The sequence below is a fragment of the Vreelandella hamiltonii genome, from assembly GCF_014651775.1.
Lineage (GTDB): Bacteria > Pseudomonadota > Gammaproteobacteria > Pseudomonadales > Halomonadaceae > Vreelandella > Vreelandella hamiltonii.
The window spans coordinates 11,945-37,209 of record NZ_BMXN01000015.1 but is presented as its reverse complement, the minus strand read 5'-3'; the positions used below and the strand labels follow the sequence as shown (position 1 = coordinate 37,209).

The window sequence follows — 25,265 nt, the reverse complement described above, 5'->3', positions numbered from 1 at the left end:
CACTAACTTTGCTTGCTAACTATTGTTGCTGCCTCTACCAGGGTCTTCTAGGCTGAACCGGTGATAACGCTAATGTTTAACTTTTTTGGGTTCAAGCAAGGAGCACCGCATGAAGACTCAGGGACGATTTCCGCTTTCCGTTGGCAAACTACCCCATTGGACGGCCGCATTTGCGCTGCTGGGCAGCGCGAGCGCCCTTCACGCCGATGTCCGCGCGGTCAATGAAGAAGTTGCCAGTGGCGTAGAAAGTGAAGAGACCCGCTTCACCATCACGCAGGTGTTGAGTGGGCTGGAGCATCCTTGGGCGGTGGCATGGCTGCCGGATGGACGGATGCTGGTGACGGAGCGTCCCGGACGCCTGCACCTGGTCGATGGCGACAGCGTGACCGAGCTGGGTAACTTGCCCAAAACGGACATCGACGAGGATGAGGAGTCTGCCACGGAGGGTGGCAATCAAGGCGGCTTGCTGGACGTGGCCGTGCATCCTGATTATGACGAGAATGGCTGGGTCTATTTTACCTTCTCCAGCCCTGGTGATCCCCGCGCCTTCAGTACCTACGAGCCGGATTACGGCACCGGCCTGGCGGTGGCCCGAGCGCGTATCGATGCGGACAGCGCCGAGCTGGTCGATCTCGAAACCCTCTATACCCAAGTGCCGCGCACCCATCCGGGCGCGCACTATGGTTCGCGCATCGCGTTTCCGGGCAACGGCGAGATCATCTTTCCCATCGGCGACCGCAACGTGCAGAACCTGCCGCAAGACCTGACCAACCCGGGCGGCAAGATGATCCGCCTGCTGGAAGAGGGGGGTGCCCACCCGGATAACCCCTTCATCGGGGTCGAGCCCGGCAACCTGCGTCCTGAAATCTACTCCTATGGCCACCGCAACAATCAGGGGCTCACTCTGCACCCTGAGACGGGCGAGCTATGGGCGGTAGACCATGGGCCGAACGGCGGCGATTTGCTCTACCGTGTCGAAGCGGGCGCCAACTACGGCTGGCCCATGGTGGCCTTCGGCACCGAATATACGACCGATGCCCATATCGGCCTGGGCACCGAAGCGCCCGGTGTGACCGCGCCCACCCACGTGTGGGAAGAGTCGATGGCGCCTTCCGGCATGGTGTTCTATACCGCCGATGGCGTCAGCGAGTGGCAGAACAGCCTGTTCGTAGGGTCGCTCAAGCGTGAGCAGCTGCACCGGCTGGTGCTGGACGACAACAACGAAGTCACCCATGAAGAAGTATTGCTGGCAGATACCCTGGGCCGTATTCGCGATGTGCGTCAGGGGCCGGACGGCTACCTCTACGTGCTGACCGACGAGGAAGATGGCGGCCTGTATCGCATCGAACCCGAATCCTGATACGGATAAGCTAAAACAGTGAAGAAGCACATGAAAGGCACCCTCGGGTGCCTTTCATGGTATAGAGCGAGTGCTTCAACGCGCTTTTTCTATCAGCATGCCGCAGGAGGGCGCCGCCCAGCGGTGATCGGAAGTAAAGACCACATCGCAGACCACCGGGGAGTAGTGCTGACGCACCTCCTGGTCGATGCGCTGGCGCAAGGCATCCTGCGCTTTCAAGGACAGGTTGGGCAGGTGCTCTGGCAGCACCACGTGCACGATCACGTACAGCAATCGACCTGGGCGGACCATCCGAACGCGAACCTCCTCGGTATCCACGTCTGCCAGGCCACGGGCCACCGCCTGGCGCACGGGGGCGGCAACGCTTTCCTCGGGTGTCTTGTTCAGTAGCTCGGCCAGCGCTTGTGAGGCCATGCGTACCGGCACGCCCAGGCAAAGCACCACAACGGCAATGACCAGCACCGAATCCACATACGGGAGCAGGGTTTGCCAACCCAGGTAGTCAAATACCAGAACCAGGCAAAAGGCAGCCAATACGGCGCCTGAAATCACGCTGTTGACCACCCAGTTGAGCTTGTCGGCGGCCACCAACGGGCTGCTGACACGCCTTTGACTGCGGTGCATGACCCAGGCCGTCAAAGAGCACGCCGCGGTGGCAAACAGGGCATACAGAACCGCCAGCCCTGCTGAAATGGCGCGTCCCCCGGTCAGCAGTGCTGCCACCGCATCGACCAGGGCAAAGATGGAAACGCCCAGAATCAGCAAACCTTTGCATAGATTAACCAATGACTCGAAGTAGCTGTAGCCGAACGGGTACGACTCGCTGTCCGGACGGCTGGCGAGTTTGCTGACCTTGATGGTCACCAGCGCTACGCTAAAGTAGATAAGGTTGAACAGGCCGTCCAACAGAATGGCTTGAGAATTCGAGGCCAGCGTGGCGATGATGCCCGCACAGCCGATCAAGAGGGCCATGAAGGCGGAAAAAGCCAGGGTCGAGGCTTCTGTTTTCATGAACTGATGGCTCCCATGCCTACCTAATCAAGAGGCTGGCAAGCATAGCAACAGGATGGCAGGCAATGTCAGCGATTTCTTTTGGAATTGCCCTCAGAGGCCCCAAGGAAGGTGATACCCATGCAGCATGCCAAGGATTTGGCCTTTGATTTGATGTGCCCTGAAGACAGCGTTGACCTGCTGCACTTCGAGCTAGCCGAGCGCGTCTGGTTCGAACAGCACATCGAAGCGCGTCCAGAGCGCTTTTACACGCCGCAAGGCGTGGCTCAGCACATCGTCGAGTGTCTGGCGCTCCATGCTCAGCGGCGGATGAGCCCCTTGATCGTCCGCTGGCGCGGCAGAATCGTGGGCCGTGCAAACCTGCGTGATATCGACAACGGCCAAGCCCGCGTCGGGTATCGCATTGCGCAAGCGGCCTGCGGTCAGGGGCTGGCCCATAAAGCGCTCCACCGCCTGATCGAGGATGCCCGCTGCCTGTATGGCATCACCCGCCTGGAGGCCATCGTGGCGGAGGAGAACGCGGCCTCCAGGCGGGTGCTGGAGAAGGCGGGTTTCCGTGCGGAACAGCGTTTGACGGCTTACTCGACCGTATTGGGCAGCCCTCGGGATTGCCAGGTGTTTTGCCGTTGTTGGTGAGGCGTGTGGCTCACCTTACCCCTTTATCCACACTTCCTCCCCCTGGAATCGTACCTGCCAGGTACGCAGCCTGATGGTGTCATCTTCCACGCACAGGCCATCCTCCAGGCGAAAGTGCTGTTTATACAGCGGGGAGGCCACGACGGGCTTGCCCTGCAGGTCGCCGACGATACCTCGGGCGATGACATAGGCGCCTGAGAAGGGGTCGCGGTGGTCCAGGGCATAGAGTTCGTGCCCGTGGCCGGGTACGTAGAAGAGCGCCACCTGGGCGGGGCCTTCCGGTGTATCCAGCCAGGCGGCCACGCCTGAAAAAGCGACCAGGTCGGCCCTGTTGCACAAGGGCTGCCAGGTATTCGCGCTGGCAGTGGTGCTTATATCAGTGCTGGTGTCTGGACTCGGCATGGTGTCTGGACTTGGCATGGTGTCTGGACTCGACATTGTGTGCTGTGCAGTCGCGGTCATGGCGATTCTCGTGGCGGATGGGCTAAGTTATACGGGGCGCAGCTGGCCACGCTCGGAAGTCATGATGATCGACGGGTCGGGACGCTGGTCGTTGACGAAACTGCGGAAGCGCTTGAGCTTTTCCGGGTCGCTGATGGCGTTGGCCCACTCGCACTGGTAGCTATCCACCACGTGCTGCATCTGGCGCTCCAGCTCAGCACCGATGCCGAGGCTGTCTTCCAGAATCACGTCTTTCAGATAGTCCAGCCCGCCCTCCAGGTTTTCACACCATACCGAAGTGCGCTGCAAACGGTCGGCCGTGCGGACGTAGAACATCAGCAAGCGGTCGATGGTGCGGTAGAGCTGTTCGTCATCCAGGTCCGTGGCGAAGAGTTCCGCGTGGCGTGGGCGCATGCCGCCGTTGCCGCACACGTAGAGGTTCCAGCCGTTTTCGGTGGCGATGATACCGATGTCCTTGCTCTGGGCTTCCGCACACTCCCGGGTGCAGCCGGAGACGCCGAACTTGATCTTGTGCGGCGCGCGCAGGCCCTTGTAGCGGTTCTCCAGCTGAATCGCCATGCCAACGCTGTCCTGAACGCCGTAGCGGCACCAGGTGCTGCCCACACAAGACTTCACGGTGCGCAGGGATTTGCCGTACGCGTGGCCGGTCTCGAACCCTGCTTCGATCAGTTCACCCCAGATGGCGGGCAGGTCCTCCAGGCGGGCGCCGAACAGGTCGATACGCTGGCCGCCGGTGATTTTGGTGTAGAGCTGATATTTCTGGGCCACTTGACCCAATACCACCAGCTTGTCAGGCGTGATTTCCCCGCCCGCAATGCGTGGCACCACCGAGTAGGTGCCGTTTTTCTGCATATTGGCCATGAAGGTGTCGTTGGTGTCCTGCAGCGGCACGTGGGCGGCATCGGTGATCGGTTCGTTGAAGCAGGACGCGAGGATCGACGCCACGGCGGGTTTGCATATGTCGCAGCCCAGCCCGTGGGTATCGGCGTTACCGTGCCTTGCCATCAGCTCGCTGAACGTCTTGATGCCTTCCACGCGCACGAGGTCGTAAAGCTCCTGGCGCGTGTGGGCGAAGTGTTCGCAGATCGAGGTGTCTACCTCGACACCGCGGGCGGTCAGCTCGTGGTCCACGACACTTTTCAGCAGGGAAGTGCAGCCGCCACAGCCCGTGCTGGCCTTGGTGGCCCCTTTCACGCTGGCCAGGTCGCTGGAACCCTCGTCGATGGCGCTGCAAATACGGCCTTTGGTGACGTTATGGCAAGAGCAGATCATCGCCGTTTCCGGCAGCGCATCCGGGCCAAGTACCGGGGCAGCGCCGCTTTGCTGAGGAAGAATCAGCGCAGCGGGCTCTTTGGGCAGCGGGATGCCGTTGGCGTAATACTGCAGCAGGGTGTCGTACACGCTGTTATCGCCTACCAGCATCGCCCCCAGCAGCTTCTTGCCATCGCTGCTGACTACCAGCTTGCGGTAGACCTGGGTGAGGGGGTCCAGGTAGCGGAACATGCGGGCTCCCGGGTTCTGGGTGCCGTGGGCATCGCCGATAGAGCCGACATCCACACCCAGCAGCTTGAGCTTGGTGCTCATGTCGGCGCCACCAAAGCAGGCGTCGCCGCCTGTCAGCGTCGAGACCGCCGTTTTGGCCATTTGGTAGCCCGGCGCCACGAGGCCAAAAATACTCTGGTTCCACAGCGCCACCTCACCAACGGCGAGAATGTTGGGGTCGCTGGTGCGGCACTGGTCATCGATCACCACGCCGCCGCGCTCCCCGATACGCAGGCCGCACTCACGGGCCAGCGTATCCTGGGGGCGAATACCGGCCGAGAAGACGATGAGGTCGGTTTCCAGCACCTTGTCATCCTGAAACACCATGCGCAGGCGGCTGGTGTCGCCGGGCTCGATGCGCTGCGTGGCCCGTTCGGTGAGTACCTGAACCCCCAGTGCCTCGATTTTTTCACGCAGCAGCTCGCCGCCTTCGCTATCGACCTGCATGGGCATCAGGCGGGGCGCAAACTCCACCACGGCGGTGTCCAGATTCAGGCCGCGCAGTGCGTTGGCGGCCTCCAGGCCCAGCAGGCCGCCGCCCACCACTACGCCATTGGTGGCGTCCTGGGCGGCGGCGCGAATGGCGTCCAGATCATCCAGGGTACGGTAGACCAGGCAGCCGGGCTGATCGTTGCCGGGAATGGGGGGGACGAAGGGAAACGAGCCGGTGGCCAGGATCAGCTGGTCATAAGGGTAGGCGCCCTGGGCGGTGCGCACCGTTTGCTGCTCGCGGTCGATGGCGGTGACGGCTTCGCCGCTGCGCAAGGTAATGCCATTAGTGGCGTAATAATCGGCATCGCACAGGGCCAGGGACTGCGCATCGCGGCCGCTGAAGTACTCGGAAAGGTGAACCCGGTCGTAGGCACGGTGGCGCTCTTCGCCAAAGATCGTCACCTCGAAGGTGGTCAGCGCACCGCTGTCGACGAGCTGCTCGACGACATGGTGACCGACCATGCCATTACCGACGATGATCAGTTTCTGTTGGGGATGTTGAGTAGACATGGCTAAGCCGCCTCGCGGTGTGAGAGTGGGGAAGATGCGTGGGATGCCAGCACGGCCTGTACATCGGCTGCGCCAAACAGCAGCAGGTGGCGGCATGCAGTGAGATCGGTGGCGGCCAGCGCCTGTTCGAAGTACCAGGGCCCGTGCCGGGTATCACCGTATAGAATGGCGCCCTCCAGGCGTCCCTGATGCATCAGCAGGCGGCAGTAGTCGCCGTTTTCAGGATCCAGGTAGTGCAGCGTGTCGTGGTGTGGTTCCGCCTCGGTGGGCCCGAACGCATAGAGCTGCACGCCGCTGACCTTCAGCTTGGTGGCCGTGGGGGCTTCTGAATAATGGGCTGGCGTTTCGCCGCACAGTACGGCGGCCAAAACCTCGACCTGCCGCCAGATCGGTTCCACCAGGCCATACGTGTGCTGTTCGAACTGGCAGCACTCGCCCAGCGCAAAGATGTGCGGGTCGGAAGTGGTCAGATGGCCATCGACGAGGATGGCCCGCTCGCAGGCGAGCCCCGCCTGCTGGCCAAGGGCGCTGTTGGGGCAAACCCCCGCCGCCATGATGACGTGATCGGCGGGCAGCTGGCGCCCGTCGGCCAGCGTCACGGCGCAGACCTGGCCGTGGCCGTCATCTTGCAGGCCGGTCAGCGTCACGCCGGTATGAAAGGTCATACCCCGTTCCTGCAAGGTGGCTTCCAGCAATTTGGCGGCGGTGGTATCCAGTTGGCGGTTCATCAGCCGCTCACTGCGCTGCAGCAGGCTGACACGCAGTGCCGGGCCGCCGCGCTTGCGCAGGCCGTCGGCGGCTTCCAGGCCCAGCAGGCCGCCGCCCACCACCACCACGTGGCCACTGCGCTGGGCAATGGCTTCCAGGGTGGCCACGTCCTCGAGGGTGCGAAAACTGTGCACGCCGCGCAGGGTGACCCCCGGCAGGTCGGGCATGGCCGAGCGGGAGCCGGTGGCTATCACCAGTCGGTCATAGGAGAGTGCATTCCCCGAGTGAGTGATGACCCGCTGACGTTGACGGTCGATCTGCGCAACGCGCTGGCCAAGGCGCAGGGTCACGCCTTGCTGGGCAAGGGCCTCTGGGTCTTGCAGGGTCAGGGCCTGCTGCTCCAGTTCACCGGCTAACCGAGGTGACAGCAGGATACGGTTGTAGGCAGGCACCGGCTCCTCGCCGATCACGGTGATGCGTGTTGGGCGCGACGGGTGACGCAGCAGCGTTTCGACCAGTCGATGGCTGGCCATGCCGTTGCCAATGACCACCAGATGCGCGTTGGGTGTGCATCGAGAGACCGTTTCCATGGTGGCTCCTGTGAATAAAAAACGCCCCTGACACGACCTTCACGAGGAAGGGTGTCAGGGGCGTCGTTGCCCATGGGCAGATTCAGTTACATGCCGCAACCGCCATTGGCTGCGCGATGTAAACTCGCATGGCTAGCAGCAGCAAAAAATCGGCCAGCCGATGGCTGGAGAAGTATAGTTTTTTAAAATCAACTGTTTGAGGGCATCAAAAGAAACAGCAGTAGCCGTGGAGCGAGCCATGCCTGCACTGGTTTGGTGCCCCCTGGGATGATCCTGCACCAGCGAAAGGCTCGCTGGCGTGTTGTGGAGGCGCAGTATGTGAGAGGTGGTTTCTTTAGGTTTATGTTTTTGCTGATATTTATGAGTTTTTTGGAATATAGGGCCAATACTTGCAATACCCCAGGTAACAACCAACAACGGCTCATTGCAGCATATTTGCCCATAATCAGCACAATGACTAATCGCGTCGAATAACGCTAAACGCAGCAAACCACTGATGAGTACGGCACGTGACGTGCCCCTGTGACAACGGCGTCCAGGCAAGCCTCTTGAGAGAGGCTGGCTTGGGCGCTTTTTGCTTTTTAGCGCGGGAGGAAATGCCATGCCAACGACCGCTCAGGTCAACACCACCTGCCCCTACTGTGGCGTGGGCTGCGGAGTGACGGCTACCCTGGAAAACGGCCGCGTTGCAGCGGTAGAAGGGGATCGCGGGCACCCTGCCAACCATGGCCGGTTATGCGTCAAGGGCACGGCGCTGCATGAAACCCTGGGCCACCATGGGCGACTACTGCGCCCTCGGGTAGATGGCCGTGAGGTGAGTTGGGAGCAGGCATTGACCGCCACGGCCGAGCGGCTGCAGGCCCAGCGCAGTGCCCATGGCAATGCCTGCGTGGCGGCCTACCTGTCAGGACAGCTGCTGACCGAAGACTACTATGTCGCCAACAAGCTGTTCAAAGGCTTCCTCGGCACCCCGCATCTGGATACCAACTCACGGCTATGCATGGCGTCGGCCGTAGCGGGCTACAAGCGTGCCTTCGGGGCGGATGCCGTGCCCTGCCAGTATGAAGACCTGGAAGAGGCCGAGCTGGTGGTGCTGGTGGGCTCCAATCTGGCCTGGAATCACCCTGTGCTGTATCAGCGCCTGAAAGTCGCCAAGGAGCGTAATCCACTGATGCGTGTGGTGGTGGTGGACCCGCGAGTCACGGACACCTGTGATATCGCCGATCTGTACCTGGGCATCGCGCCAGGCAGCGACGCCTTGCTGTTCAACGGGCTGCTGGCCTGGATGGCGGCCCAGCAGAAGCTGGACGACGTCTATTTGCAGCGGCACACCGAAGGTATCGAGCAGGCGCTGGCCGCCGCCCAGCAGAGCGCCGGTAGCCTGCAAGCGGTCGCGAAGGCCTGCGACGTCGATGAAGAGCGGCTGGAGACCTTCTACTACTGGTTTGCCAGCCAGCTGCATGTGGTCACTCTGTACTCTCAGGGCGTCAACCAATCCTCCAGTGGTACCGACAAGTGCAATGCGATCATCAATTGCCACCTGGCGGGCGGCAAGATTGGCCTGCCGGGGGCCGGGCCCTTTTCGATCACCGGCCAGCCCAATGCCATGGGCGGGCGCGAAGTGGGCGGGTTGGCGAACCAGCTGGCGGCGCATATGGATTACCACACGCCCGGGGCACGCCAGCGTGTCAGCCGCTTCTGGTCCACGGAGCACCTGTCAGCCTCGTTGCCTGACGGTCCGGGCCACAAGGCGGTGGAGCTGTTCGAGGCCATCGAGCGTGGCGAAGTCACGGCGCTGTGGGTCATGGCCACCAACCCGGCAGTGAGTCTGCCGAACGGTGAACAGGTGCGTCGCGCCCTGGCCAAGTGCCCGCTGGTCATCGTTTCGGAGTGTGTGGCCCATACCGACCTGCTGCCCTTTGCCGATATCGTGCTGCCTGCGTCGGGTTGGTCGGAAAAGGATGGCACGGTCACCAACTCCGAGCGGCGCATTTCCCGCCAGCGGGGAATGCTGCCTCCGCCGGGCGAAGCTCAACACGACTGGTGGATCATCTGCGAGGTGGCCAAACGGTTGGGGTTCGCAGAAGCGTTCGGTTATGCCCACCCCTGGGAAATCTTCGATGAGCATGCGCGGCTTTCCGGCTATGAAAATAGCGGTGCCTCTGCGCGGCTGTTCGACATCTCAGGCCTGAGCGGCCTGGGCCAGGCGGCGTATGATGCGCTGGCCCCCATTCAGTGGCCGGTCACTCGGCAAGCGCCCCACGGCACGCCGCGGCTGTTCGTGGATGGCCAGTTTGCCACGCCCAACGGCCGTGCACGGCTGCTGCCGATTGATCCGCGTTTGCCCCAGCAGGCGCTTTGCGAGCGCTACCCGCTGCGCCTCAACACCGGCCGCGTGCGCGACCAGTGGCACACCATGACCCGCACGGCCCGTGCGCCTCGCTTGATGAACCATCGCGCCGAACCCTTCATCGAGTTGCATCCCGAGGACGCTGCCGAGCATGGGCTCGAAGCGCAGTCGCTGGCTCAGTTGAGCGCGGCCACGGGGGAGTATCGTGGGCGTGTGCGCCTTGCCCACGGGCAGCGGCGGGGGGAAGTGTTCGTGCCCATGCACTGGACCGACTGCTTTACGGGCCAGGGGCGCAGTGGCGCCTTGCTGCAAGGCATCACCGACCCGGTCTCGGGCCAGCCAGAATCCAAGCAGGGCGCCGTGGCCCTGCGTCGGTTACCCATCGCCTGGCAGGCCACCTTGCTGGTGGCCCAGGCAGACGAGTCGCCCGCGTGGTGCGACAGCGATTATTGGGCGCGTATTCCCTTGCCAGGCTGTACTCGTTGGCAACTGGCGGGCTGCCAGCCGAGGGAGGATTGGCTGGCCACGCTCGCCAACTGGTGTGGATCCCCGGCCTCGCTATGGTGTGAAGACGCCGCCACGGGGCGTTTGCGAGCGGCCAGCGTGATCGACGGGCAGCTGCGTTGGTGGCTGATGGTCGGGCCGCCTGACGAGCTGCCGGGACTTGCCTGGTTGGCTGAACGGTTCACCGATGCGGCACTCTCCCAGGCTCAGCGGCGACGCCTGCTGGCCGGTTGTGACGATGGCGCAGCGGATGCTGGCCCGGTGGTGTGCAGCTGCCATCAGGTGGGGCAGGCCAGCATCGTCAAGGCTATTCATCAAGGGGATACCAGCCTCGAGGCGCTGGGCGCACGGCTGGCCTGCGGCACCCAGTGCGGGAGTTGTATCCCTGAATTAAACGCGTTACTCGAACAGGAGCGGCCACATGCGCGCACTCGCCAAGCAACTGACCCAGAAATGGCCTGAGGCCCTCATGCGTTTTGGCCTGCGGGCCCTGGCACCGCTGCAAGACGACGCTACGGCGAACGTTCGCTTGCCGCTCAGCGGCGAGTGCCGAGCAGGTACGGTCTACCTGGTGGGCGCTGGCAGCGGAGACGTCGAGCTGTTGACGCTGAAGGCGGCGCGGTTATTGATGCAGGCCGATGCCGTGGTCTACGACCGTTTGGTCGGGGATGACGTGCTGGCGCTGATTCCCTCCGTCACCGAGCGCTACTACGTCGGGAAAGCCCGAGGCCACCACAGCGTGCCACAGGCCGACATCGGCCATTTGCTGGTGTCACTGGCCCAAGCGGGCAAGTCGGTGGTGCGTCTGAAAGGCGGTGACCCGGGCGTGTTCGGACGCATGGGTGAAGAGCTGGCAGCGCTGGCGCAAGCCGCGTTACCGGCACACATCGTACCGGGCATTACCGCCGCGTCGGCAGCCGCGGCGGGGATGGGAATTCCTTTGACCGACCGCAGCCATGCCCAGCAACTGCGCTTCATTACCGCGCAGCTGTGCCGAGAAGGCGGCACCCCGGACTGGGCCACGTTGGCCCGTCAGGATGAAACGCTGGTGTTCTATATGGGGTTATCCAAGGTGGAGGCCATTTGCCACGGCTTGCGCCAAGCAGGACTGCCAGACGCCTGGCCCATCATGCTGGTCGCCAACGCCAGTCAGCCCGACCAGCAATCGCTGACCGGCACCCTGGCAAGTATGCCTGGCCAATTGAAAGACCAGCCGCTGCCATCGCCTTGCCTGATCATGGTCGGCAGCGTGGTCAGCATGGTGGCCCATAGCCCTGCGGCTCGGGGGGCGACGTTGGCGCGCTGACGCTTTCTCGTTGACGCTTTGGCTGGCGTTCACTGGGGGGAGCTGCAATCATGAGCCACGCTTATGAGGCAGGGAGCCACCCTTGAAACGCCGTACTCGACTCGTTTTCTATACCAGCTGCGTAGTAGCCGCTCTCTTCATGGTGGGCAGCGTGCTGTATCACAATGCCCAGCCGTCACCCAAGCGGCTGCTGGAGCCCGTGTCGGTAGACATGGGCACGCAGGACGAGGCGTTCATGCGCACCATGGGGTTGCTGCTGGAGCAGCCGCTGGTGTCGGGTAACCGCATCGACCCCTTCACCGATGGCGAAGCCATTTATGACGCCATGCTGGCAGCCATCGCGTCCGCCGAGAGCAGCATTACCTTCGAAACCTATGAATTTTGGGGCGCAACGGCCGCCGATCCCTTCGTGGAAGCGCTGTCGGCCGCTGCCGAGCGCGGCGTGGCAGTGCATGTACTGATCGATTACGTAGGCTCGGTGCCCGCAGCTCAGGACAAGTTCGAGCGCCTGGAAGCCGCCGGGGTCGACGTGATTCGCTGGCGCAAGCCCGCCTGGTACGAGTTGAGCCGTTTCAATCACCGTACCCACCGCAAGCTGCTGGTGGTAGACGGCCACACCGGTTTCATTGGCGGGGCCAACGTGACGGACAGCTGGCTGCCGGAAGGTGACGACGTCGGCTATCGAGATCACCATTTCCGCGTTCGAGGGCCCGTGGTCGGCAACATGCAGGCGGCCTTCGTGGATACCTGGCTGGATGCCAGCGGACGGCTGCTATTGGGGGAGCGCTACTTTCCCGAGCTGAGTGAAGAGGGCGATGTAACGGCACAAATGGTGACCAGTACCCCCTTGGAGGGGCGTCACCGCATGCGCAAGATGTTGATGCTGGTCATCGCCTCGGCCCAAGAGCATATCACTCTCGGGTCGGCCTATTTTTACCCGGATGAACAGTTTCTCCAGGCGCTGATCGAGGCACGGGAGCGGGGCGTGGAGATCACCATTCTGGTACCCGGTGACAGCATCGATAAAGGCTTCGTGCGCCACGCTTCGGTGAATCGCTGGCGGCCCATGCTGGAAGCAGGCGTGGCGTTCTACGAGTACCAGCCTGCCATGTATCACGCCAAGCTGATCAGTGTCGACGATCGCTTTGCCAGCATTGGGTCGACCAACCTCGACAATCGCTCGTTCAGGATCAACCAGGAAGGCAATCTCAACGTCTACGATGAGGAATTTGCCCGGTATGTGCGCCTGTTGGTGGAAGAGGATCTGCAGCAGGCGGAGCGCTACGACCTCGAGCGCTGGGAGAATCGCCCCTGGCGTAAACGGGTGGCCGGGTGGCTCAGCATGTTGGTGGGGGCGCATCTTTAGCAGCCATTTCCAGCAGACATTTCCAGTAGCGATTGCCGCGCCAGGGAACCAACCTGCCGCTTGTCTGTCCAGAAGCGGGCCAATGCTCGTTTGCAAGTCCGAAGGAATTTACATAGGTAAACGTATGAAAAAGCGACACGGTATCAAGGACAATGCCTTGAAAGCACAGCTGCGAACACCCATGTTCAAACTGCAGCAGCAAACGCCCAAGAAGGGCAAGGGCAGCTACTCGCGCAAAGGACGGGGAAGGTTGACTCGATCAACCGACAGAGGGCATCGCCAAGCCGCTTGACGCAGGCAGTTTGGCGATGCTTTCCCCAAGCATCACTGCACACGCTGACGCGTGATTGCAGACTCTCATCAGCTTCGCCGACCCAGGCACCTTGGGGTGTCGGTCGGCTTTTTTAATTGGCTACCTTTTTAATTGACCACCTTCTCTACGGGTGCCATATGACAGGTCTCCAGGCGATAGCCTGACTGGTAGATACTGCGCAACCGAAGACCGTGCCGCCCATCCAGTTCCAGCTTGCGGCGCAAGCGGCTGACATGGGTATCCACCGTGCGGGTCGAGACATCCCCTTTGATCCCCCACACCAGTTCGAGCAGATGTGCACGGCTCAGCAATTCGCCGACTTTTGAGAAGAACAGCGTCGCCAGACGGTACTCTCGCTCGGTGAGCTCCACCATATGCCCATCGACACTGATCGTATGTTCGACGGTATTGATATCGAACGCGCTAGGACAGTTGGCCGATGGGCGGGGCGTTTCATACCCTGCACGTCGGCCCAGCGCGCTGACCCGAGCAAGAAATTCCTTGGGGCGTAGCGGCTTGGCCAGAAAGTCGTCGGCTCCCTGTTCCAGCGCCTTCACCACGTCGTCTTCGCCTTGGCTGGCGGTAATGAACAGAATCGGCCCACGCCAACCATCGTTCTGGCGCAGATGGCTCACCACGTCCATGCCGCAGGCATCTGGAAGGCGCCAATCAATGATCAGAAAATCGAAGCGCTTCTCTTGCGTGGCACGTCTAAGTTCACTGGCTCTGCCGAACAGCGACACTTGATGGTCGGCAGAGAGCAGGCACTGTTCAATAAATGCTTGTTGGTCAAGATCGTCTTCAAGCACACCGATATGCATAGTGAGTTACCTATTTTTATCGTGTGATAAATCTCACACCGCCTGGAAGAACTGCTCATTCATTAATTCTAGTTGAGTTTGGCCGAGTGACACAAAGGTTTACAGTTAACGCTTAAGTCTCAGCGCTATACTCCGCTTATCATCGAGGAGGGGGTGAAATGACCAATAAACTGATTAATAAGGCTTTTGTATTGTTGGCAGGGGTATCTTTCCTTACCAGTGTCCAGGCGTTGGAGACTCCTGCCGGGCAAGTGGTGCTGGAAGTGGCGGGTAAGCTTACCCATACCAATGCGGGGGATGAAGCCCATTTCGATCGCGCCATGCTGGAAGCCCTGGCACAGCGCACGACGCGCACCAGTACGCCTTGGCACGATGGCGTGGTCAGCTTCGAGGGGCCGTTGGGGCGCGCGCTGCTGGAAGCGGTAGGGGCCGACGGTGAGCAGATGAGGGTGATTGCGCTCAATGATTATGCATCCACGATTCCCGTCAGTGATTTTCAGGAGTACGACGTGATCCTGGCCATGAGTGCCGATGGCAGCCCGCTGCGTATTCGCGACCATGGGCCACTGTTCGTCATCTATCCCTTCGATGAAAACCCGTCACTGCTGAACGAAGAGATCCTGACCCGCTCGGTCTGGCAAGTGAAGCGCATCGAAATCGAGTAACCCGCCGCGAGGTGCCATTGTTCGCCACGCGGTAACCTCGCCGGGTAAACGCCATGTTAGCCACTTTCAAACACTACTTTTCCAAACGCGTCAGGGTGGCTACCTTTTCGGCCATCCTGTTCTTTCTGTCTGCCATCATTACGGGTGGCGTCATCTTTCAGCGTCAGCACGCGATCGAGAACCGCTTGCTGGAAAACCTGGTGTGGACGGGCTATCAGTTCGACCGTGAAGTTCGCGAACTGCATATGGCGCTGGTAGACGTGCAGATCGGCAGTGCCAGCGTGGACGACCTGCTGCAGAGGTTCGAAATTCTCTATAGCCGCAAGAATCTTTTTCAACAGGGCGAAATCAACCTTGCAGTGTCGAAGATCGACGTTATCAACGACAACATCGTCCAGGCGGCTGAGTGGGTGGATGCACTGGATGGACTATTAGACCCTTTATGGGAGCAGCCGGAGGCATTGACGCCCGCATTGATGACGGAGCTGATGAGCACGACTCAGCAGTTGCAGGCATTTACCGGCACCGTATTGATCGAGACCAATGCCAGCGTGGCGCGTATGCGCACGGAAGAACGCGAGAGGATGACTCAGCTGTATGGGCTGGCGCTGGTGTTGTTGCTGTCGCTGATGTTTTCCGGCGGCATGTTGGTGCGTGCGCTGCTGCGGGAGGGGCGCTCGAGTTTACGCAAGGCCCAGGCGCTCGAGTTGAAGAGCCAGGAACTCAAGGAGACTGCGCGCCGGGCTGAAATCGCCAGTCAGGCGAAATCCGAGTTCATGGCGGTAATGAGCCATGAAATTCGCACCCCGCTCAATGGCGTGGTGGGCATGGCCGACCTGCTTGGTGACGAAGTGCACTCCCCCAAAGGCCAGGCGTACGTATCGGCCTTGAAGCGCAGCGCCGACAGCCTGCGCAGCGTGATCAACGACATTCTGGATTACACCAAGATAGAGAGCGGTCGTCTGGACCTGGACAACCGTCCCTTTGATATTCATGAATGTGTCGAAGCACTTTGCATGGGCTATGTCTTGCAGGAAAAAAACCGTTGTGTCGAGTTCAGTTACTCCATCGACCCGGCACTGCCTCGTTTCGTGGTGGGAGACATTGCCCGTTTACGCCAGATCATGATGAACCTCATCAACAATGCGCTGAAGTTCACGGAAAGTGGGTACGTCAGATGTTCCGTGTCGCCGCTGGAGAACGATCAGTTGCTGGTCGAAGTGCACGATAGTGGCTGCGGCATTTCGCAGGCGGATCAGGAGCGCCTGTTCGCGGCTTTCTCCCAAGTGGATACTTCCATCGCCAGGCGCCATGAGGGGACAGGGCTTGGGCTAGCCATTTGCAAACGGCTGGTGCAAGCCATGGCAGGGGAAATTGGTGTGGAGAGCGAGGTGGGCGTCGGCAGCCGTTTCTGGTTCGTGGTGACCATGCCCAAAGCAGGTAACGACTGTGAATACGCACAACGTGAGCAGTGTACTCGTCCAACGGCCGACCATCACATCCTCATCGTCGAAGACAACCCGATCAACCAGACCGTGGCACGCGTCATGCTGGAGCAGCTGGGGCAGCGGGTCAGTATTGCCGAAAATGGCCAGGCCGCGTTGGAGCGACTGCAAGTAGAGTATGCCGCCATCGATCTGGTGCTCATGGACATGCAAATGCCGATTCTGGACGGCACGGAAACCACGCTGCGCTGGCGCAGCTTCGAGGCCGAACACCAGTTGCCGCACCTTCCGATCGTGGCCATGACCGCCAATGTCATGCCGGAACATCGTCAGCGCTGTTTCGAAAGCGGCATGGACGACATGATCAACAAGCCGTTCACCCGCGATGAGCTACAGCAGTTGATCAGTCGCTTCGTGGCCGCAGGGAATGACCCACAAGGCCCCTTGTGTGCGCCCCCTTTGCCTGCTGAAGAAGCACCGTCTACCGACGTCTCCGAGTCCGTGCTGGATGCGCATATCTGCAACGAGCTGAAGGAAGCCTTCGAACCTACGGCGCTGGATGCGCTGCTCACTACTTTTTTGGCACGTCTGGAAGAGCGCTTGATTCGTTTGCGGGCATGTTGGCTGGCAGGAGATCACGACGCTTTGAAAAAAGAAGCCCACTCGCTGAAAGGTGCGGCCGCATCGCTAGGGTGCAAGGCCGTGGCAGGGCAGGCTGCCAAGCTGGAGCAAGCCAGTGTTCAGGCGCCAGAGAGTATTGCTGCCCTGCTGTCCTCACTGGAAACTCAGAAGAGTCTTACGCGCAAAGCGCTCAATGAGCAGGGCCTGTGCCACCTTTCGGATTCATGATCGTTTGGCGGCCCGTTTCCAGGCAGGGCCTAGGCCGCCAGATGTTGTGCCAGCCAAAGGCTAAATGCATCGCCAGATAGCGGGCGAGAGATGAAATAGCCCTGGCCGACGGGGCAACCTGCCGCCGCCAAATGGGATTGCTGAGCGGCGTTCTCGATGCCTTCTGCTACCACGCTCATGCCGAGCTTCTTTCCCAATTCCACGATGGCAAGCGTGATGGTACGCGCATTGGGCTCGCTATCGATCAAGGAAACGAAGCTGCGGTCTATTTTCAGTTCGTCGAAAGGTAGTCGATAAAGTTGCGTCAGCGATGAGTAGCCGGTGCCGAAGTCATCCAACGACAGTTTGAACCCTCGGCTGCGTAACTCTTCCAGTACGTGGCGCGCATAGCCCAGACACTCGACGCTCACTGATTCGGTGAGCTCCAGGGTCAGCTTGGGCATCGTGGCGGGGTAGTGAGCACATAGCGCATCAAAGATGGCAAGCATGTTCTCTGCCTTGAGAAACTCGGCAGGCACGTTGACAGCCATGGTCAGTTTCAGGCCTTGGGCATGCCAAGCAGCCTGCTGTGCCAGTGCCAGAGTCAATACAGTCCAGGTAAGGGGAACCATCAGGCCGCTTTTTTCGGCCAGAGGAATGAAGCTGTCGGGGTAGACCATGCCCCGCACCGGGTCCTGCCAGCGAACCAGCGCTTCCGCCCCGATCACCTGGCCCGTGGCTAGCGATATTTTGGGTTGCAGCGCCAGGCAGATATGCTCGTGCTTGATGGCCATTGCCAGCTCCCCTGCCGTGGGGGGCTTAGGGGAGGCTTCGATCTGCTCGATAAACTCCCCCAAGTGAGCCAATAGCTTCGCTTTCGGAAGAAAGCCAAGCATCTTCAATCCTTTGGCTTTTCCTTCGGAAAGGGCATGGGCGGCTGTCTCTGCCGAACAGCTGCTCAATAACAAGATCGAAGCGCTCAAGCGCAGGTCGTACAGGTAATCCAGAATATCCAGCCCGGTAAAGTCGCCGAGCCCAAAGTCCAGCACGATCAGGTTCACGTTCAAGAGCGCAGGGTTGCGGGCCAGCTCCCCAAGACTGCCCGCCGTGACAACCTCGAACCCGTGGCGGCTGAGCAGCATCTTGCCTAGCAGCTGTATATCTACATCGTCATCGATCACTAACGCGCTGGGAGGCATACAAAGTCCTTTAAAGTACGTGCGTCGCGTATGGGTAAGCGTTATCGCGGCACGAACAAACGCCTGGGTAGGCAAGGCTCAAACGCCTTTGGGCAGGGACCCCAAAGGCGCTATGAGAAACAGATCAGGAATTAACGAACGGTAATCGTGTCATCAGAAGGACTCCCAATCCGGTGTGGTCTGGAGTACTCGTTTTCTGGAGTGTGCTGAAGTTAACTGTAGTGTGTGTCGGCGCGGCTCAGCAAGTGCTACTTTACGTGTCACCAAAGGCGCGGAGGACGTATTGCTGAGCTTGAAGGCGCCCACCAGCATACCCAGTCTATCCGCTTGCTCGCGAAGCTCGGCGGCGGCGGCGCTCGACTCTTCCACCATCGAGGCGTTGTGCTGAGTCATGCTGTCCAGCTCACTGACAGCGTCGTTGACCTGGCCGATGCCGACACTCTGCTCTTTGGCGCCTGCGCTGATCTCGGCAACCACATCGGCCACGCGCTCGATGCTTTCCATCATTTGTTGCAGCGTCGCACTGGCTTTGTGTACCTGGGCCACGCCCGCATGAGTGTGTTCGGCGGAGGTACTGATCAGCGCTGCAATACTCTTGGAAGCTTCGCTGGCACGGCTGGCCAGGGTGCGAACCTCCTGGGCTACCACCGCAAACCCGCGCCCGTGCTCGCCCGCCCGAGCGGCCTCGACCGAGGCGTTCAGCGCCAGAATATTGGTCTGGAAAGCAATGCTTTCGATCATGCTGACGATATCGCCAATCTGACTTGAAGAGGTGCTGATATCGGTCATCGATTGCTGCACACCCTGCATTGCGCTGATGCCGTGCTGGGCTATTTCACGGGTCGAGAGCGCCAGCTGATTGGCTTGCTGCGCCGATTCCGAGGCATTGTTGACGACGGCTGCAATCTCTTCCATGGAGGCTGACGTTTGCTGCAAGTTGGCTGCCGCCTGTTCCGTCCGAGTGGCCAGCTCCTGGCTGCTCTTGGCAATTTCATTGGAGGCATGCTGCAGGCTGACCGTGCTATGGCTGACGGACTGAAGCGTATCGTCAATGCGTTTGATGAAGGCATCGAACTGCTGAGCGAGTTCGCCGATTTCATCCTTGCGTTGGCTTTCGATGCGCGCCGTCAAGTCGCCTTCACCCTCGGTAATGTCCTTGATGCGCGCCGTGACCTGACGAATGGCCCGTGACATGCTGATCGGGCCTGCCAGGGCAATGAAGACGGCAACGAAGAAGACGATGGCAGCAAAGAGACCGGTGACCCACTCCTGACGCTGAACATGCTGGATGGTGCTGGTTTCGGTAGCGCTCGCCAGCGCTGCGACCTGGTCTCCGGCAAGGTTATAGAGTTCACGTAGTTCACTAAATGTCGTTAACGACGTTGTTTTGTGTAGCTGTAATGCTAATGTCAAGTTGCCTTCTTTATGTGCATTGAATACCGTGAGAGAGGCATCTTTCCACTGTGTGTATAGTGCTTCGAAAGTTGTTAGTTCGGATAATAACTCAGGATTATCTTGCATTAGCGATTTAAAGTTTTGCATGCCGGAAAGGGCTTGCAAAGCATTTTCTTCAAAGGTGGCAAGGTAGGTATTTGCCTCCGCACTATTGGGGTTGACCAGTACGAATTCGGCTTCTGCGATACGTGCCTGATGCAGGTCGCGGTCCGCATTGATGACTGCGGCTGCGGCAGGCCCAAAGCGCTGGCTGAAGTCACTCATGCGCGACTGCACGGTGTTGACAAGCAGCACGTCCGAAACGAAAACAGCGAGCAGTGCCAGCGCTACACTGACAAAAGCAATCGAATATTTGACGCTGATCAATTGTAGGCGGGTTTTCATTTTTAGTGCCTCGGAGAAGGGGGGCTAACAAGTAATAACATAATCTACCCAGCTCCAAAGAGCGATAGTGTCGGGGTGAATGTCACTTTTGTTCACGTTCTCCGAGAAGCACTAAATAGTGAAAAAATATGAAGTTAATAGTGTATTAAAAGGCGACGGTCGGCTATCGATACCCCTCTGCCTGGAGGTGGAACAGCGAGGCGTACCGCCCCTTGTCGGCAAGCAGCGATTCGTGGGTGCCACGCTCGATGATACGCCCCTGATCGATGACGATGATCTGCTCGGCGCTACGCACGGTGGAAAAGCGGTGGGAAATCAGAATCGTCATTTTATTGCGGCTGTGTTCGCGAAAGCGCGCAAAGACATCGGCTTCGGCGGCGGCATCCATGGCGGCGGTGGGTTCGTCGAGCACCAGAATATCCGCCTCCTGGCGCATGTAGGCACGTGATAGCGCCACTTTTTGCCACTGCCCGCCCGAGAGTTCCTGGCCATTCTTGAACCAGCGCCCCAGCTGCGTCTGGTAGCCCTCGGGCATGCGCCGAATGAAAGGGTCGGCCAGCCCTTCCTCGGCAGCCTGCTGCCAGCGCTGTGCGTCATCGAAAGCCTGAATGTCGCCGACGCCCAGATTTTCGCCTACCGAGAGCTGATAGCGCACGAAATCCTGAAAAATAACACCCACGCGGGCACGCAAGGCCTGTGTTTCCCAGTCGTTCAGGTCGCTGCCGTCCAGCAGTATGCGCCCCTGGGTGGGCCGATACAGCCGGGTCAGCAGTTTGATCAAAGTGGTTTTGCCCGAGCCGTTTTCACCCACCAGGGCCAGGCTGCTACCGGGTGCCAGGTGCAGTGAAATATCGTGCAAGACGTCTCCGCCGCCTGGGTAGGCAAACGAGACCTGCTCGAAGCGGAGGCCATCACCTGGCTGAACCCCCTGCGTGAGGTGGCCTGACTCGCCTTCGGTGGGTTGTTCCAGATACTCGTAGAGATTCGAAAGGTAGAGGTTGTCTTCGTACATTCCGCTGATCGCCGTCAGGCTGGCCGACAATGCTGATTGGCCCTGTTTGAAGACCATCAGGTACATGGTCATCTGCCCTAGCGTGAGCGCTCCGGCAATGGTCTCGATCACGACCCAGCCGTAGGCGGCATAAAAGGTCAGCGTGCCTAGTAACCCCAGCACGAAACCCCAGCTCTCGCGGCGTAGCGTGAGCCGGCGGTCTTCGGCAAAGAGCTGCTGAAAGATCGCCCGATAGCGCTGCAGGAACAGCGGCTCGAGACCAAACAGCTTGACCTCCTTGATGCTGTCCTCGCGGGCCAGCACGGTTTCCAGGTACATCTGCATGCGCGTTTGTGGCGAGCGCCAACGAAACAGACGGAAGGCATCGCCGGAGAACTTGGCTTCGGAGATGAACACCGGCAGCGCCCCAGCCACCAGAATCAGCAGCGCCCAGGGCGAAAACTGCACCAGCAAGACGCCAAAGCTGACCAGTGAGATCGCATTTTGCAGCAGCCCGAAGGTTTTAGTGACCAGTGCCAACGGGCGTGTCGAGGCCTCTCGGCGAGCGCGGGTCAGCTTGTCGTAAAGCTCCGAGTCCTCGAACTGGCCCAGCGACAGTTTGCCCGCTTTTTCCAGAATCATGACGTTCACTTTCTGGCCCAGCAATGCACGAAGTAGCGCCTGCTGCGCCGAGAGGCCCCGCTGAGCGAGCGCGATGAGGGCAATGATCGCGCCTTCCAGCGCCACCAAGCCCAGCACGGGGGTAATGGCTTCCCAAAGGCTCGGCGCCTCGGTGGCCTGGTAGGCTTCCATGGCCGCCAGCACGCCATCCACGATCAATTGGCCAACGTAGGCCGCCACGGCCGGCAGTACCCCCGCCACCAGCGTACACAGCGCAAGCCCCAGCATCATCCAGCGTGACGTCTCCCATACCAGGCGCAGGGCATGCTGGCTGTAACGAAAGACGTTGAAAAACCCGCTTGATAGCGCGGGAGAGGAGGAGGGAGCAGGTTTCATGGAGACATCGCTGGGTGGCCAGAAGAAGAAACATCGGTGCCCATGATGCGTTGATTTGCCTACAAGAGCCAGCCCGCCCTGGGAAGGGCGGGTGGGCAAGAAGCGCCAACGCGGAAATGCGTTAGAGCGGCAGCACGGCGCCGTCGGTACGAGGCTCTGTGCCCCCCTGAAGCACCCCGGTGTCCGGGTTGCGCAGGATGATCTGGCCACGGCCAAAGCTGAGCGAGTCAGCGACCTTGACGATGTGGTGCCCTCGTCGTGCCAGCGCCAGGGCCAGGTGGTTGGGGAAGTCGGCTTCGACTTCGACGGTCTTGCCGGAGGTCCATTTCCAGCGCGGCATATCCAGCGCTGCCTGCGGGTTCAAGTGGTCTTCCAGCATGGCCGTGACAACCTGAACATGGCCCTGAGGCTGCATGTAGCCACCCATCACGCCAAACGGTCCTACCGCCTGATCACCCTTGGTGATGAACCCGGGAATGATGGTGTGATAGGTGCGCTTGCCCGGCGCCAGTGCATTGGCATGCTCGGGGTCCAGCGAGAAGGACCAGCCGCGGTTCTGCAGGCTGATCCCCGTACCCGGCACGACGATGCCAGACCCGAAGCCTTTGAAGTTGCTCTGGATGAACGACACCATGTTGCCTTCGCCATCGGCTGTTGCCAGGTAGACGGTGCCGCCTTGCAACGGGTTGCCATGCTGAGGGTCCAGGGCTTGCTCGTTGATGAGAGCTGCACGAGCCTTCAAGTAGCCATCGTCGAGCATCTGTGCGACCGACGGCTGCATGGCTTCACCTTCGGTGATGTGCTTGAAGCCATCTACATAAGCCAGTTTGGTGGCCTCGATGCGATGGTGCAGGGTTTCCACAGGATCATGGGCAGCCGCGCCCAGGTGCTCCAGCATGCCGAGGGCCTGGAGCACGATCAAACCGCTGCCATTGGGTGGAATCTCCCAGATATCATGCCCTTGGTAGCGGACGCTGATCGGGTCTACCCACTCGGGCTGGTAAGCCGCCAGGTCCTCCTTGCGCAGCAGGCCCCCGTGCTCCCGCGAGAAGGCATCGATGGCATCGGCCAATTCGCCTTCGTAAAATGCTTTGGCATGGGTGTTGGCAATGGCGGTAAGGCTTCTGGCGTGGTCTGGAGACGCCCATAGCTCGCCAGGACGAGGTGCCCGCCCTTTGGGAGCGAAGGTGTCAAACCACGGTTTGAAGGCGGCATCGGGGTAAACGGCGTAGGTGTTGAAGGCCTCTTGCCACATCTGATGAATGATGGGGGTGACCGCAAAGCCCTCTTCTGCCAAGGCGATGGCAGGGGCGAGCAGGTCGGCAAAAGGCAGTTTGCCAAAGCGTTCCGAGAGCGCCGCCCAGGCGGCTGGCGTACCGGGCACCGTGACCGGTAGCAAGCCATGGTTGGGCATGACATCGTGGCCCAGCGCTTTCAGGGCATCGATGGTGGCCGCCTGAGGGGCGGGGCCACTTGCATTCAGGCCGTGCAACTTGCCATCGACCCACACGATGGCAAAGGCATCACCACCGATGCCGTTAGAGGTCGGCTCCACCACGGTGAGCGCTGCTGCCGTTGCAATGGCAGCATCGATGGCATTGCCACCCTGCTGCAAGATGGTGGCCCCGACCTGGGCAGCCAGGGGCTGAGACGTGGCGACCATGCCACGTTTGCCATAGGTGGTCATGCGGCGCGAGGCGCTCGGGTAGAAAAGAGCATCGTTATGCATTGTTGGTTTCCTGTGCAGTGAACAAGGGTTATCGAGATCAGAGTCAGTGAGATCAGAGTCAATGAGATGCAGGTGCCTGTTTCAGACGTTTGGTCTTGCGGTCCTGGTAGAGCGAAAACACCACCGATGCGACGGCTAGCGCAAGAAACAGCGCCGACAGTGGGCGTGTCAAAAACGTCAGCCAGTTAGGGTCGAGTTCCAGCGCTCTGAACAGCTGTCGTTCCAGGTTGTTGCCCAGCACGACACCGAGGATCAATGGCGTCAGCGGCACCTCGGCCTTCCATAGCAGATAGCCAATCACGCCAAAGATGAACAGCACCCAGATATCGAACAGATTGTTATTGAGGGCATAAGCGCCAATGGCACATAGCATCAGTACGACGGGCACCAAAATTTGCTGGGGAATCAGTGAAATCTTGGCGAACCAGCGCACCAGCAGCAGGTTGCACAGCACCATGACGACGGCGCTGATCAACAGCCCCGCGTAAATGGCACCGACCAATACCGGGTTCTGTTCGAACATCATGGGGCCGGGCGTTATGCCATGCAAAATGAGCACGCCCATCATGATGGCCATGGGCAGGTCGCCTGGAATGCCTAACGCCAGGGTAGGCACGAAAGCGCCTCCAGCGACGGCGCTGTTGGAGGCTTCGGACGCGACAATTCCGCTAGGCGTGCCGGTGCCGAAGGTTTCGGGTTGGCGGGAAAATTTCTTGGCCTGATCATAGCTGACGAAGTTTGCCACGGTGCCACCGGTTCCCGGCAGCGCGCCAATCAGGCTGCCGATCAGTGACGAGCGTAGTGTGTTCAGTTTCTGGCCCGCCATGTCACGCATGATCTGACCGTAGGGGATGGCGACGTTGGTATCGACGCTTTTCCCGCTGCTGCCAGAGTCACGCATTTTTTCGATATTGCCGAGCAACTGAGAAAAGGCAAAGATGCCAATCATCACCGGCAGCATTTCAAAGCCAGACCCCAGGGCGGGTATGCCGAAGTCAAAACGCAGGTTGCTGTTGCGGTCATAGCCCACGGTCGTGATCAAAAGCCCGATGGCCGCGGCCAGCAAGCCTTTCAATAGCGCGCCGTTGGAGAGCCCTGCCACCAGCGTCAGGGCGAACACGATCAGTGCCGTGATCTCCCAGGGGCGGAAATTCATGCTGAAGCTGGCAATCAAGGGGCCAAAGAACACCAGCACGGCAACGCTGATCAAGGTGCCCAGAAACGAGGCCATGACCCCGATGCCCAGCGCCCGCCCAGGCTCCCCCTTCTGAGCCATGGGGTAGCCATCGTAAACCGTGGTAATGGAGGAGGGCGTACCGGGAATGCCCAGCATGACGCCCGAGACGATGCCGCCTGAGTAACCACCCACGAAGACGCCCACCATCAATGACACCCCGCTGACCGGGTCCATGGCGAACGTGAAGGGAAAGACCACCAGGATGGCCATGGTAACTGTAAAGCCGGGAATGCTTCCCCCGACGATACCAAACAGAACGCCAAGTACGATGAGCCCCAATACGGAAGGGCTGCTGACCTCGGCGAGTGCCTGAAGAAAAAAGTGACTCATGTGAACGCCTCGCC

Annotated in this window: 19 protein-coding genes; 8 read left to right on the top strand and 11 right to left on the bottom strand. The window is 60.3% G+C overall.

Annotation, left to right across the window (positions count from 1 at the left end; genetic code table 11):
* Positions 1-109: 109 nt before the first annotated feature.
* Complete coding sequence (locus tag IE091_RS12710; protein WP_096922424.1) at positions 110-1,360, top strand: PQQ-dependent sugar dehydrogenase; 1,251 nt, start codon at positions 110-112, stop codon at positions 1,358-1,360.
* 75 nt (positions 1,361-1,435) lie between these two features.
* Here the strand turns inward: IE091_RS12710 and IE091_RS12705 are convergent, their stop codons facing one another.
* Entirely contained in the window at positions 1,436-2,371 is a 936-nt protein-coding gene (locus IE091_RS12705; RefSeq protein WP_189463796.1) for a cation diffusion facilitator family transporter, read from the bottom strand.
* A 120-nt stretch (positions 2,372-2,491) separates the two neighbouring features.
* Between IE091_RS12705 and IE091_RS12700 the strand changes: the two genes are divergently transcribed.
* Complete coding sequence (locus IE091_RS12700) at positions 2,492-3,007, top strand: GNAT family N-acetyltransferase (protein ID WP_189463795.1); 516 nt, start codon at positions 2,492-2,494, stop codon at positions 3,005-3,007.
* Positions 3,008-3,022: 15 nt separating this feature from the next.
* Here IE091_RS12700 and nirD read toward each other — a convergent pair whose 3' ends face one another.
* The 4 genes from nirD to IE091_RS12680 form a co-directional block, all read right to left on the bottom strand.
* Positions 3,023-3,409 carry a nitrite reductase small subunit NirD gene (gene nirD, locus IE091_RS12695; protein ID WP_189463794.1) on the bottom strand — a complete coding sequence of 129 codons (387 nt, stop codon included), beginning with the start codon at positions 3,407-3,409 and terminating at the stop codon, positions 3,023-3,025.
* An 87-nt stretch (positions 3,410-3,496) separates the two neighbouring features.
* The gene (gene nirB / locus IE091_RS12690; protein WP_189463793.1) at positions 3,497-6,013 is read right to left on the bottom strand and encodes a nitrite reductase large subunit NirB; all 2,517 of its coding nucleotides are present in this window, start codon (positions 6,011-6,013) and stop codon (positions 3,497-3,499) included.
* 2 nt (positions 6,014-6,015) lie between these two features.
* Entirely contained in the window at positions 6,016-7,311 is a 1,296-nt protein-coding gene (locus IE091_RS12685; protein ID WP_189463792.1) for an NAD(P)/FAD-dependent oxidoreductase, read from the bottom strand.
* Positions 7,312-7,443: 132 nt separating this feature from the next.
* Complete coding sequence (locus tag IE091_RS12680; RefSeq protein ID WP_189463791.1) at positions 7,444-7,914, bottom strand: hypothetical protein; 471 nt, start codon at positions 7,912-7,914, stop codon at positions 7,444-7,446.
* Between IE091_RS12680 and IE091_RS12675 the strand changes: the two genes are divergently transcribed.
* The 4 genes from IE091_RS12675 to arfA all read left to right on the top strand — a co-directional run bounded on the left by IE091_RS12675 (position 7,913) and on the right by arfA (position 13,129).
* Positions 7,913-10,627, top strand: a complete 2,715-nt coding sequence (locus IE091_RS12675; RefSeq protein WP_189463790.1) for a nitrate reductase — start codon at positions 7,913-7,915, stop codon at positions 10,625-10,627. The genes IE091_RS12680 and IE091_RS12675 overlap by 2 nt on opposite strands.
* A complete protein-coding gene (gene cobA / locus IE091_RS12670) occupies positions 10,587-11,471 on the top strand; it encodes a uroporphyrinogen-III C-methyltransferase (RefSeq protein ID WP_189463789.1) in 885 nt (294 codons plus the stop codon). The genes IE091_RS12675 and cobA overlap by 41 nt, the downstream gene beginning before the upstream one ends.
* A gap of 82 nt (positions 11,472-11,553) precedes the next feature.
* On the top strand, positions 11,554-12,837 hold the full coding sequence (locus IE091_RS12665; RefSeq protein ID WP_229800829.1) for a phospholipase D-like domain-containing protein: 1,284 nt from the start codon (positions 11,554-11,556) through the stop codon (positions 12,835-12,837).
* Between the two features lie 82 nt (positions 12,838-12,919).
* Positions 12,920-13,129, top strand: coding sequence for an alternative ribosome rescue factor ArfA (arfA, locus tag IE091_RS12660; protein WP_308428131.1), 210 nt, complete (start codon positions 12,920-12,922; stop codon positions 13,127-13,129).
* Between the two features lie 128 nt (positions 13,130-13,257).
* Here arfA and IE091_RS12655 read toward each other — a convergent pair whose 3' ends face one another.
* The gene (locus IE091_RS12655) at positions 13,258-13,971 is read right to left on the bottom strand and encodes a response regulator transcription factor (protein WP_052196350.1); all 714 of its coding nucleotides are present in this window, start codon (positions 13,969-13,971) and stop codon (positions 13,258-13,260) included.
* 158 nt (positions 13,972-14,129) lie between these two features.
* On the opposite strand from IE091_RS12655, the gene IE091_RS12650 reads away from it, so the two are divergent.
* Together IE091_RS12650 and IE091_RS12645 are read left to right on the top strand one after the other, a co-directional pair.
* Positions 14,130-14,636: a putative pterin-binding protein gene (locus IE091_RS12650; RefSeq protein WP_189463788.1), complete on the top strand. Its 507-nt coding sequence runs from the start codon at positions 14,130-14,132 to the stop codon at positions 14,634-14,636.
* A gap of 53 nt (positions 14,637-14,689) precedes the next feature.
* Positions 14,690-16,930 carry an ATP-binding protein gene (locus tag IE091_RS12645; protein WP_189463787.1) on the top strand — a complete coding sequence of 747 codons (2,241 nt, stop codon included), beginning with the start codon at positions 14,690-14,692 and terminating at the stop codon, positions 16,928-16,930.
* Positions 16,931-16,959: 29 nt separating this feature from the next.
* On the opposite strand, the gene IE091_RS12640 is transcribed toward IE091_RS12645, so the two are convergent.
* The 5 genes from IE091_RS12640 to IE091_RS12620 form a co-directional block, all read right to left on the bottom strand.
* Complete coding sequence (locus IE091_RS12640; RefSeq protein ID WP_189463786.1) at positions 16,960-18,108, bottom strand: EAL domain-containing response regulator; 1,149 nt, start codon at positions 18,106-18,108, stop codon at positions 16,960-16,962.
* Between the two features lie 153 nt (positions 18,109-18,261).
* Entirely contained in the window at positions 18,262-19,947 is a 1,686-nt protein-coding gene (locus tag IE091_RS12635) for a methyl-accepting chemotaxis protein (protein WP_189463785.1), read from the bottom strand.
* 163 nt (positions 19,948-20,110) lie between these two features.
* The gene (locus IE091_RS12630; RefSeq protein ID WP_189463784.1) at positions 20,111-21,955 is read right to left on the bottom strand and encodes an ABC transporter ATP-binding protein; all 1,845 of its coding nucleotides are present in this window, start codon (positions 21,953-21,955) and stop codon (positions 20,111-20,113) included.
* A gap of 121 nt (positions 21,956-22,076) precedes the next feature.
* Positions 22,077-23,684, bottom strand: a complete 1,608-nt coding sequence (locus IE091_RS12625; protein ID WP_189463783.1) for a gamma-glutamyltransferase family protein — start codon at positions 23,682-23,684, stop codon at positions 22,077-22,079.
* Positions 23,685-23,742: 58 nt separating this feature from the next.
* On the bottom strand, positions 23,743-25,251 hold the full coding sequence (locus IE091_RS12620; RefSeq protein ID WP_096922437.1) for a tripartite tricarboxylate transporter permease: 1,509 nt from the start codon (positions 25,249-25,251) through the stop codon (positions 23,743-23,745).
* Positions 25,252-25,265: the final 14 nt, after the last annotated feature.